This is a genomic window from Thalassotalea euphylliae, from assembly GCF_003390375.1.
In the GTDB taxonomy this organism is placed as follows: domain Bacteria; phylum Pseudomonadota; class Gammaproteobacteria; order Enterobacterales; family Alteromonadaceae; genus Thalassotalea_F; species Thalassotalea_F euphylliae_A.
In genome coordinates, this window is the sequence record NZ_QUOT01000001.1 from 316,817 (window position 1) to 328,781 (window position 11,965).

6 protein-coding genes are annotated in these 11,965 nt (G+C 41.4%); 2 read left to right on the plus strand and 4 right to left on the minus strand.

Going from position 1 to position 11,965, the window contains the following annotated elements; genetic code table 11:
- Positions 1-72: 72 nt before the first annotated feature.
- From DXX94_RS01455 to DXX94_RS01470, 4 genes are all read right to left on the minus strand, one after another.
- Complete coding sequence (locus DXX94_RS01455; RefSeq protein ID WP_220348013.1) at positions 73-825, minus strand: CsgG/HfaB family protein; 753 nt, start codon at positions 823-825, stop codon at positions 73-75.
- Positions 826-1,464: 639 nt separating this feature from the next.
- On the minus strand, positions 1,465-2,844 hold the full coding sequence (locus DXX94_RS01460) for an alkaline phosphatase (protein WP_116013403.1): 1,380 nt from the start codon (positions 2,842-2,844) through the stop codon (positions 1,465-1,467).
- Positions 2,845-2,856: 12 nt separating this feature from the next.
- A complete protein-coding gene (locus tag DXX94_RS01465) occupies positions 2,857-4,032 on the minus strand; it encodes an endonuclease/exonuclease/phosphatase family protein (RefSeq protein ID WP_116013404.1) in 1,176 nt (391 codons plus the stop codon).
- 10 nt (positions 4,033-4,042) lie between these two features.
- A complete protein-coding gene (locus tag DXX94_RS01470) occupies positions 4,043-4,675 on the minus strand; it encodes a TetR family transcriptional regulator C-terminal domain-containing protein (RefSeq protein WP_116013406.1) in 633 nt (210 codons plus the stop codon).
- Positions 4,676-5,185: 510 nt separating this feature from the next.
- Here DXX94_RS01470 and DXX94_RS01475 point away from each other — a divergent pair.
- Both DXX94_RS01475 and DXX94_RS01480 read left to right on the plus strand, forming a co-directional pair.
- A complete protein-coding gene (locus tag DXX94_RS01475) occupies positions 5,186-8,317 on the plus strand; it encodes a TonB-dependent receptor (RefSeq protein ID WP_116013408.1) in 3,132 nt (1,043 codons plus the stop codon).
- A gap of 398 nt (positions 8,318-8,715) precedes the next feature.
- Positions 8,716-11,874, plus strand: coding sequence for a TonB-dependent receptor (locus DXX94_RS01480; protein ID WP_116013409.1), 3,159 nt, complete (start codon positions 8,716-8,718; stop codon positions 11,872-11,874).
- Positions 11,875-11,965: the final 91 nt, after the last annotated feature.

Here is an 11,965-nt window from a genome sequence, read left to right on the forward strand (position 1 = left end):
ATGTGCTTAATAGTTGGTATTAAACCTAGCACTAGAGCATTGCGGAGATATGCCCCAGTGCTAGCGGCCTATTTATTGTTGAACTTCTAGCTTACCACCTGTACCCAAGCCACCTTCAACTTGTTGCGCTTTATAGTTTCGCAACGCTTTTACCATTTGGTTGTATGAATCAGCAAACGCCGCCGTAACGATTTTACCTTCCGGTGTATTTGAATACGCTCCTGCGCCCAATAAGGCACCAGCGAAGAGTGCACCACCAACCTTGAAGTCTTGGTTTTCCGCATTGCCTACCGCAGCCGATACTTGTACTCCTGATCGATTATCTATTAGCAGCATGGTGGTCGCAGCTTCATTTTTCTTAAATCCACCAGCAACTGCCGCGCCAACTGAACCAAATAAGGCGCCGGCAATAGCACCTATACCACCTGTGCCTTTTTCAGAAAATTGGATTGAAGGGGATAAAGTGTAATCAGCGGCAACCATCTGGCCTTTACCAAAATTACTGCCGCCGCGAGACTCGCCAGATGACATTAGTTCTCGCTCAGCCTTCATTGCCGCCATCGCCGCACCACGCTCAACTACAACAAAACAGTTAGACTGTTGGATCATCAGCCGAATAACAGGAACAGTACTGCCTAAATCTGGTGCTCTGCGCTGATACATTGACCACCAAGGTAGACTGCGATCTTCAAAAACTGACATAGTGCCAAGGGTTTTATCACAGCTTTCAAGTTGGCTGTTTCTATTATCAGTGTTTGCGCCACCAGCACCGCCAGTAATAGTCCCACCACCTTGACCACCACCCATTTTAGGGTCTGTACTCATACAAGCGCTTAACATAGTGACAGCGCAAGCGACTGTACTAAGGTATAAAAAGCCTTTTTTCATTATTTTTCTCCCGTTTTTTAGCTATTGAATTGCTCAATAAAAGTGTTTGCTAAAAACAACTAAGCAAATTTAAACAATGCCTGTTTTCCAAAAAGCACAGTCAAAAAGCGTTGTTGAAACGGTAAATAACAGCCAAAAGTCCGTTTTCAAAAGGCCACAGCTATTTTTCTGTTAGGAAAAACTCACTATTAGTAAACATTAGTCGGGGATGTAAAAGATGGCAATAAAATGAGGAAATTAGGGTGTTAGTCGCAGGTTGAAGACATCTAAACGCTACCAATAGCAAAAAACGCTATGCTCAACATAGGGAACTTGTAACCTTATTATAACTTAATTTGTTAGTTTGGCTAGCAGGATTAAGAAGGGGCTGGATCGGCGCTGAAGAAAAAGCGGCGATAAAATAAAAGCTTTTAGAAAAACTAGGCAATGAGAATTGATGCAAATTCTTCAAAGCTAAATATGTTGCCAAATAAATTGTTTCGCAGGCTTGCTTGTTGTTGAGTAGATTATCTTTTGCCTAAAAACTAAACCATAACAAATTAAACCAGAGCAAGTTATGCTCTGGCTTATAACTTACTATTTACTCGATTTGTTGTATTTGTCTAATAATTTAAATACTTTCTTAGCGATTTGAGTATTGTCTTGATGACCAGCAAATTTTTCAGCGTACTTACCAAGTGCAATAACAGGTACATCTATTGCGGTATGACCGCCTGAAGTCCAACCGGTATTTGAACGTGTATCGAGTAATTTTTTAATTATTTTAGCAACAAGTCTAGATGTATTAGGCATACGTGCTTTACCTTGCTCTTCCTTAGATAATTGCTCGTAGGCAATTAATTTTTGCTCAGCGTCTACTTTCGCTTTTAAAAGCGCATCGTATTCTGCTTGGGTAAGTGCTAGGTTGAAGAGTTCATCTGCTTGTTGTTTAGAGAATGACTTTTCTAGCAATAACTTGGCAATGTGGCCAGGTGAATGTAATTGCTTTTTAAGCACATCTGGCTGCCATTTGTACTCACCTTGAGCCGCAAGCGTCAAACCACCAGTACTGTGATCTGCAGTTAGAATAACAGTGGTGTTAGGGTGTTTTGAAACATAACCTTCCAAGTATTCAATTGTTTTAGCCAGATCATCCATTTCTGCCATGGCTGCACTAATATCATTACTATGACCCGCCCAATCTATTTGACTAGCTTCAACGAGTAAAAAGTAGCCTTTATCTTGATTTGCAAGCAAGTTAGTCGCCGCTTTTGTCATCGTCGATAAACGGTGACGGTCTGTATCGTCGAGCGCGTGCGGTAGACCAACATCTGCAAACAAACCTAATGCCGGTTGTTTATTGTGTAAGTCTGATAATTGTTGGTAGGTATCAATATATTGAACACCTTTTGACGTCAGCTCTTCAACTAATTGGCGATCGTCACGAATAAAGTACTGCCAACCGCCACCAAACAGGACATCAAATTTAATTTTTCCTTTGATGCGATCGTCAACGTAACTATCAGCAATTTCATTGTAATTTCGGCGATATTCATTATGTGCAAGATATGATGCGGGCGTTGCATGGTTAACTTGTGAAGTCACCACGGCACCAGTTTTCATGCCATAGTGCTTAGCACGCTCTAAAACACTTTCTACTGGCTGTTTGTTAACATCCATGCCAATGGCACCATTGTAGGTTTTAACACCTGCTGAAAGCGCAGTTGCGCCAGCGGCGGAGTCGGTAACGTAGCCTGAGACAGGAGCAGGGTAGGTTGACGACATACCCACTAAGTACTTATCGAAAATTGTCGATTCAACCGCTTTCGTGCTTGGATCGTCATTATAGTAGCGGTAACCTGTGGTGTAAGCTGGCCCCATGCCATCAGCTATCACCATGATAATATTGTGCGGTTGTTCTTTTGCTGCGGCACTACAAGCCGCTAAAACACATAGAGAGGAGAGTAATTTACGCATTTTGATTCTCAATTATTTTAACGAAAGTTCGACCCAAACGAGGCGATGATCTGAAGAAGCCGCGCGACTATCAACTAAGCGATATAGTGGCGAGTCATTAGTTGGCCAGAAGATGCCGCTATCTGTTAGTTGCCAACCAAACGTTGATGGCAATACATAGTCGGCGCGCATGCCCCAATGAGCAGTATGGTATTGTGCATTTGGGTTATCTGGCTTGCTTTGCTCACCACCTTGACTGCTTGGCGCCGGATCGTTAACGCTAGGATGGGCGAGTAAATTACCTATGCCATCTTTATTGGCATCGCCATCAGTTGTCGAGGCATTTAGATCACCCAAAATAACAAATGGTGCGTCAAGGCTTAATGGGCCTTTTACTCCTTTGTCATCATAAATGTAGTTACCTTTAGGACCTGAGATGTAATCTTGCCAAAAGCGTATTTCATCGTGATTACGTTTGCCGTTTCTATCTTCAGGGCCATCAAATACTGGTGGTGTCGGGTGACTAGCTAGTACGTGCACAACTTTGCTGTCGACAATCACAGGCACGTCCCAATGTGATTTGGATGACAGTCTTAGTTGTTGCCATACCTCATCAGCGTAGTAACCTTTGTCTGATTCTGGTTGCATTGGCTTTAATGCATCTGGCATATCTTGCCATTTAAAATTTTGAAACGTTCGAATATTGGTGTGATCAATAGGGTACTTGGATAACAATGCCATACCAAAATGACCAGGGAAGTAACCAAAGCCATAAGTATCTTGTGGCGTTGTGATCTTACCATCACCATTGATATCAATAGGCGCTTTTACACCGGTATTAACACTACCTTGGTAATAGTAGGGGTAGCTAATAGCAGCTTGACCTTGCTGACTCTTAGCTAGGTAATCAGTCAAAAACTTTTGCAATGCAATGGCATTATTGTCGGTACGGTCAAATTCGTTCAACAATAAAATGTCAGGATTAACTCGCTGAATAATTTCGGCGATGTTTTTGATTTGCTGATGTTGGCTAGCCAAAGCTGCCATTAGTTCGCTTCCTTTTGGGGTTACTTGGCCGCGTTCACCTCTAGGGAGGTAATTAAGTGCTTCCATGCTAACGTTAAAGGTGGCAATTTTGATTGTATCAGCAGCCATAGCCGTCGCCATTGTTGATAGTATTAAGCCAGTACCGGCAAAGAGTTTTTTCATAGATAAGTTCTTATTTTAAGCCACAACCACGAAGTACAAAGTCGGTTAAAAACGCAATAACTTGCTGTTCATCTTCTTCTTCGTAGTCAGCCTGATTCATCACGGTTAAGATTTGTGTTTCAAAATCTGCGTAGTGTTGAGTCGTTGACCAGATGGCAAAAATTAAATGATACGGATTGATATCAGCCATTTGGCCACTATCAATCCAATGTTGAAATAACGCAGCTTTTTCTCGTACCCACTTTCTCAAATAGGTTCTTGCAAAGTCTTTTAGATGCTGCGCACCTTGGATAATCTCCATGGCGTAAATTTTTGATGCGCCAGGGTGTTGAAATGACATTCTAACTTTAGACGCAATAAATTTTTCAATCGCAGCAGCAGGTCCATCTTGTGGATCAATATCACCAATGCCTTCGTCCCACATATCTAATGTACGTTCCAATACGGCATGATAAATATTGTCTTTATTTTTGAAGTAATAAAGGATGTTAGCTTTTGGCAGTCCAGCTCGATCGGCGATTGATTGCACCGTCGCACCTTTGAAACCTTGTAAAATAAATTCCTCTTGCGCAGCTTCGAGGATTTTAGCTTCACTTAAAGCGCGAATAGTTCCTTGTTTTGATTCTTTTTTTGCTACATTCATCCTTTACTAACCAATATTTGACCAATTATTAAAATACGATTTGATTTAACTTCTTAAGTTTACAACAAAAATTCAGCCCAAAATAGAGTTTAACCAGATAGTCAAATTATACGAAGAATAATTTAAGTTGGTCTATGAGGCTATTTTAAACTTTTGTGAACTCTGTATGACCACCTACAAAATGTTCTATTTTGTAAAAATCTCGCAAATCATACCGCAACATTTCGCTCGCATAGCTGAAATATTTTTGTTTATTTAAACAGCATAAAATTTCATTCAAAGTCACTAAAAATCAGGACTAACTGAGTAATTTAAAGGGGTTAGCTGGCTTTATAGGGTGTTAACAAGTGGTTGCTGGTGCATCAATTAGTACAAAAAACAACCTGACCAAATAGACAAATTGTAATTAAATTGTAAAATAAAGATGCTTTAATGATGCCAGTCATAAAAGTGTAACAAGTGTTTAGTCGTGAACTTCACATGAGCATTAAAAATAAAACCAAGGAAAATATGATGAAAAGTCATCGTCTCTCACAAATAGCTGGTGCGGTAGTTGTCGCGCTTGGCTTATCAACATCAGCAATGGCGGCTGATACAACATCTGCGGGTTTACGCGGTAATGTTGTGTCGCCAGCGGGTGAATTAGTTTCTGGCGCAGAAATTACTGTGTTTGATACTCGTACCGGTAGCGTTAAAACATTAGTTTCTAACGAAACAGGTAGCTTCAACTTACGTGGCTTACCAGTAGGTGGTCCATACATCGTATCAGTGAAAAGTGGTGCGGGTGATAAAGTTATCGAAGATGTATATCTTTCACTAGGTGATACATTAAACCTTAGTTTAAACCTACAGCAGTCTTTTGAAACGATTCAAGTGACTGGTGCCCGCATGCATCAAAGTGCCGGTGAAAAAGGTCCTTCGACAAACTTTGGCTTAGCTGACTTAGAAGCAGCGCCAGCTATCAACCGTGATATTAAAGACTTAGTTCGCATCGATCCTCGTATTTACATTAACGAAAGTCGTGACGATGGTATTCAATGTGCGGGTGCAAGTTCACGTTTCAACAGCTTCACGGTTGACGGTATCCGTACTAACGATAACTTTGGTCTAGGTTCGGGCGGCTACCCAACAATTCGTATCCCGTTCTCTTACGATTCAATTTCACAAGTTAACGTAGAACTAGCGCCATTTGATGTTCAGTATGGTGGTTTCACAGCTTGTAACATAAATGCTGTTACTAAATCTGGTACCAATGAACTTGAAGGTGGTTTCTTCTACGATTACACCAGTGATTCATTGCGTGGCGACAGCCTTGAAGGCGAAGATATCGCAACCGGTGACTTTGATGAAAAACGTTATGGCTTTAATGTAGGCGGCGCGTTAATCAAAGACACATTGTTCTTCTTTACTTCATATGAAAAATTAGAAGGCTCTGATTTGTTTGACCGCGGTACAGCGGATTCAAATGCTGCTGTTCCAGTAGCAGGTTTATCTCAAGCACAGTACGAAGAAATTTTAGATATTTCTCGCAATGTATACGGTTATGAGCCAGGTGATTTGATCACTAGCTTGCCAGTTGAAGATGAAAAAATCATGGCTAAGCTTGATTGGGTCATCAATGAGCAGCACCGCGCTTCAATTGTTTACAACTACAATGACGGTAATACCATTCGCGAATCAGATGGTGATTCAAACGAATTTGAATTCTCAAATCATTACTATGATCAATACGCAGAGTTTGAATCTTATGTGGCCTCGTTAAATTCAGATTGGACCGACAACTTCTCAACTGAGATTCGCATTGGTACGGCTGATTTTGAACAAAGTGTAACACCACTTGCAGGTACTGATTTTGGTGAAGTACAAATTCGCACTGAAAACAATGGTTCACGTGCCACTGTATACTTAGGTGCAGATGACTCTCGTCATGCAAACCGTTTAACCTACGATACAGATACTTTTAAAATTGCTGGTACTTATTTAGTAGGTGACCATGTTATTACTGGTGGTTACGAGCAAGAGCGTTTAGATGTATTTAACTTATTCGTACAGCACACTGAAGGTGAGTTCCGTTTCGATTCAATCGACGATTTCCGTAACGGTTTAGCTGCACGTGTTTATTACTATAATGCCACAGGCACAAACAACCCTGCTGATGCCGCTGCTGAATTTGGTTACGAGATTCATACCGCTTACATTCAAGATGAATACTTCTCATATGAGCATGACTTAACCGTTACCTTCGGTTTACGTTACGACTGGTACACAAGTGATGATTTCCCGGAAGAAAACCCACTAATTGAAGAGTTATATGGTTTCTCTAACCGTCAAAACTTCGATGGTGAAGGTTTACTTCAGCCGCGTTTAGGTATCAACTGGCAACCACGTGAAGACCTAGAAGTACGTGGTGGTATTGGTCTTTACTCAGGTGGTAACCCGAACGTTTGGTTAGGTAACAACTACCAAAACAACGGTGTTGTACAAACACAAACGCAATTCCGTGGCGTTGAGCTATTTAACACGCCTCATACTGGCGATGGTCGACCAATTTGGAACGTGCCGCAAAATCAATTCGACGCGGTAGCTAATGGCGATGGTGATGCCGGTGGTATTAACATTTTAGACCCGGATTTCGAGATCCCGTCAGAGTGGAAATACGCGATTGGTGCAACCTTATACTTGCCAAACGACTACGTATTAATGGCTGACTACTTATACACAGACGTTAAAGATGCTGCAATCATCAGCGATATCACGCGTGTAGACACAGGTGTTGACGCACCAGATGGTCGTCCAATTTACACTAGTTCAAACGATCGTAGCCAAGACTTTATGTTAACGAATGTGAAAGGTGACTCTGGTTACCGTAAGTCGTTCTCATTAGCACTTTCTAAAACTCACGATTGGGGATTAGATTGGACGCTTGCTTACGCGTATACAGCGACCAAAGAAGTTAGCCCAATGACCAGTTCAGTAGCTTTTTCAAACTACTTGAACAATACATCGGATCCAGAAAATCCGGGCTTAGGTACGTCTAACTACGAAATTCCTCATCGTTTCACATTAAAAGTGAACTATACGCATGAGTTCTTCGAAGGTTACGAGACTAAGTTCAGCGTATTTGCATCAGCTAACGAAGGTCGTCCATACAGCTACACCTTCGACGGTGGCTTCCAGTTCGGTGACTCTGTTGGTTTCATCGACCGTCACTTACTATACATTCCAGACGGCGCAAACGATCCTAACGTAGTATTTGGTGATGACTTTGACCAAGACGCCTTCTTCGCATACTTAGATAGCGAAGGCTTGAGCAAGTTTGGTGGTCGAATCATGCCACGTAACTCGATCAACAGTGATTGGTGGACTAAGTTTGATATCAAGATCTCTCAAGAGCTACCAGGCTTAATGGATGGTCATAAAGCAAGTGCTTTCATCGTAGTTGAAAACTTCGGTAACCTATTAAATGACGATTGGGGTGTGTTGTACGAAACTAGCTTCCCACGCGCTCAAGAAATGGTTGCTGCATCAATCAACGACAATGGTCAGTACGTATTTGAAGAGTTTATTCAGCCACAAGGTCAAACACGTGTTGCTGATGCATCTCTTTGGGAAGTCCGTGTAGGTGTTAAGTACGATTTCTAATCGACTTCTAATATAAATTAACAAACCGCACGTCATGTGCGGTTTTTTTTTGACCACATAAATCTACTGAAAAGTCTCCTAGTTTATTAATGTGTTCAATTAATAAACTACCATATGGTCAGTATGGTTGAAATTAATTTGTCTAAATATACACCCAAAAGCGTTCAAAATAACAGCATACTGTATTTATGTTATTGAAATAAAACGTTATGTGTGTTTTTTGTTTAGTTGGGCTGTTCTTGATTAATTGTAATTATCTGTCTAAAAAATACTTGTCCAAATAGACAAAATGTAATTAATTTGTAAAATACACATGCTTTCATGATGCCAGTCATAAAAAGCATAACAAGTGTTTAGTTTGTATTTCACGAACACCATATAAAACCAAGGAAAAATTGATGAAAAGTCATCGTCTCTCAAAAATAGCTGGTGCGGTAGTTGTCGCACTTGGTATGACAACTTCAGCTATGGCTGCGGATACTGCGTCGAGTATTCGCGGTACTATTTACGGTCCTAGCGGTAACGTAGCACCAAATACAACTATTGTTGTAATCCACGAGCCGACAGGCACACGTAAAACGGTAACAACGAATGACAGCGGTAGTTTCTTAGCGAAAGGTCTGCGCGTTGGCGGTCCATATAAAGTTATTATCGACTCTGATGAATACCGCGATGCGGAAGTTAAGAATGTTTATCTATCGTTAGGCGAAACGCAACGTGTAGATCGCCAACTAGAAAGTGACAATGTTGAAACTATCGTTGTTACTGGTAGCCGTGCATTATTTAACTCGAATGCAAGCGACAGTTACTTCAACTCTGAAGATATCACTTCAACACCAAGCTTGAATCGCGATCTTAAAGACGTGGTTCGTAACAATCCACTAGTTGTTATTAAGCCGGGTAGCGAAAGCCAAATGACTATTGCTGGTGCTAACCCGCGAACTAACTCAATCAGTATCGATGGTATTCCGTTAAACGATGACTTTGGTCTAAACAACAACGGTTACCCAACACAACGTAACCCATTCCCATTAGATGCACTTGATCAAGTAACAGTAAGTGTTGCGCCAACACATGCAAAATCAAGTGGTTTCACTGGTGGTGCGGTTGATGCGGTATTTAAGTCAGGTACGAACGAATTTCACGGCAACATGTTCTTCGAAAGAACAAGTGATGCTTTAGCGGGTACACCAAAAAATGATGGTGTTGACGTTCCAATTGAGTTTGAAGAAGAGAACTATGGCTTCACGTTAGGTGGCCCAATTTTAGAAGACAAATTATTCTTCTTTGCTGCCTACGAAAAATATGACTCACCACAAGTATTAGAGTACGGCCCAGCTGGTTCTAGTAAAGGTGCTAACAAAACAACTGCAACCGTTGGTGATGTAGCAGCAGTGCAAGAAATTGCTAGCCGAGTATACGGTGTTTCTGAGATTGGCTCTGCTGAAAGTCAACCACAACTAGAAGATGAAAAATACATCATCAAGCTAGACTGGAACATTAACGATGATCACCGTGCTAACTTCGTTTACATGTTCAACGAAGGTAACGACACGCGTAACACAACGACCAGCGAGCGTGAGCTACGTTTAGACTCTCACTGGTACAACAATACACAAGAGCTAAAGAACTACAGTGCTAAGCTTTATTCTGATTGGACGGCAGATTTCTCATCTGAGATCAGTATCACTCAAAAATCAGTAGAAACAGGCCAAGTTTCACTTCGCAGCGAGCTAGGCTTAGGTGATATCACTATCAACAATATCGATACTGATAATGATGGTGAAACCGGTTCAATCGCTTTCGGTTCTGACCAATTCCGTCACTCAAACTCGTTAAGCAACGACCTAACGATTTTAAAGTTTGATGGTACGTATTTATACGAAGATCACGCAATCGATTTTGGTATCGACTACAAGATCTTAGAAGTTGAAAACCAATTCTTACCAAACTCTCGTGGTACAACGACATTTGATTCACTATCTGATTTCGAAAATCGTTTAGTGTCAGAGTACACGTACGAAAACGGTTTAGGTAATGACCCTCTAGCTGTTGCAGCTAACTTCGAGCGTAAAGATTTAGCGCTATACGTGAACGACACTTGGGACATTACTGACGAGTTGACGTTATCTTTCGGTCTTCGTTATGAGCGCTTTAGCTCAGATGACAAACCTACCTTTAACCAAGGTTTACTTGACCGTACAGGATTCGACAATACTTTCAACCTAGACGGTGTTGACATTGTATTACCTCGTTTCGGTTTCACTTACCTATACAACGATGATGTTACTTTCCGTGGTAGCGTTGGTCGTTTCGCAGGTGGTAACCCGAATGTTTGGATTTCAAATTCATATTCTAATGATGGTGTAAGTGCACAGCGCTTTGGTCAACGTGACTTTGAAGCGCCAGCAAACATCTTAACGACACCAACACCTGATGCGATCGCAGCTATTGATAGCGGTACTCGTGGTAGTGTGACTAACTTTATCGATCCTAACTTCGATATCCCGTCTCAGTGGACTTACATGCTTAACTCAGACGTGACGTTAAACATTCCTTACTTAGGTGATGGTTTCGCTTGGACAACAACAGCAATCTACACTGAGAAAGAAAACTCTGCAGAGTGGATCAACGCTGCATTGCTTCAAGAAGGTGACGTAGTTGGTTCAACGTTAAGTGGTGCACTTCCATTCTATGACACGCGTGAACTAGAAATTATGCTAACCAATGCGGATCGCGATGGCCGCTCAGTTATCTTAAGCACAGGTATTGCGAAAGAGTGGGATAACGGTTTTAGCTTCGATATGTCTTACACAAACCAAGACATTACAGAAGGTAACCCAGGTGGTTCTTCTACTGCACGCAGTAACTACCGTTTCGGTCACTTCTTAGATCACCAAGAAACGCAAATTGGTACTTCACCATACGAAACAGAGCATCGTTTTGTGCTTAACTTAGGCTTCAAAACTGAGTTCTTCGAAGGTTATGCAACACGCTTTAACTTATTCTTCGAGCGTCACTCAGGCTCTGCGTACAGCCATTTAGTTGACCTAACTAACCTACAAGGCGGTCGCTTCTTCAACCAAGACTTGATCCAACCTTCTGGTTTCTTCACAACGTTTGGCGGTAACTACTTAGCATACGTACCAACGGCTAACGATCCTAACGTAAGATACGAAGGTGTTACTGAGCAAGAAGTGCTAGCTCACTTCGATAGCTTAGGTCTTTCTGGTTTTGCTGGTAGCCACGTAGATCGCGGTCAAGCGCAATCTCCATGGGTAACTAACTTAGACCTATATGTATCTCAAGAATTACCTGGCTTAATGGTTGGTCATAAAGGTGAAGTTTACTTTGTAGTAAATAACTTATTAAACCTAATCGATTCTTCAAAAGGTAAAGTGTACCGTCAGAATTTCGATACTCGTGAAGTTATCGAAATGGACATCGACGCTTCTACAGGTCAGTACATCTATGGTGATATCTTAAGCGATGACTTCACTTTTGAAGCGCGCGATTCAGCATACCGCATTAAGATTGGTGTTAAGTACACTTTCTAAGGTAATCTGTACGTAAAGCGTTAATGCTTTAAAATGATAAAAACCGCGCTAATTAGCGCGGTTTTTTGTTTTTTAGCTAGTAAATTTTAAC

Excerpts from the sequence above, each read along its gene's own strand:
- DXX94_RS01465 (WP_116013404.1), bottom strand. The coding sequence starts at position 4,032 with ATGAAAAAACTCTTTGCCGGTACTGGCTTAATACTATCAACAATGGCG.
- DXX94_RS01475 (WP_116013408.1), top strand. The coding sequence starts at position 5,186 with ATGATGAAAAGTCATCGTCTCTCACAAATAGCTGGTGCGGTAGTTGTC.
- DXX94_RS01460 (WP_116013403.1), bottom strand. The coding sequence starts at position 2,844 with ATGCGTAAATTACTCTCCTCTCTATGTGTTTTAGCGGCTTGTAGTGCC.
- DXX94_RS01470 (WP_116013406.1), bottom strand. The coding sequence starts at position 4,675 with ATGAATGTAGCAAAAAAAGAATCAAAACAAGGAACTATTCGCGCTTTA.
- DXX94_RS01480 (WP_116013409.1), top strand. The coding sequence starts at position 8,716 with ATGAAAAGTCATCGTCTCTCAAAAATAGCTGGTGCGGTAGTTGTCGCA.
- DXX94_RS01455 (WP_220348013.1), bottom strand. The coding sequence starts at position 825 with ATGAGTACAGACCCTAAAATGGGTGGTGGTCAAGGTGGTGGGACTATT.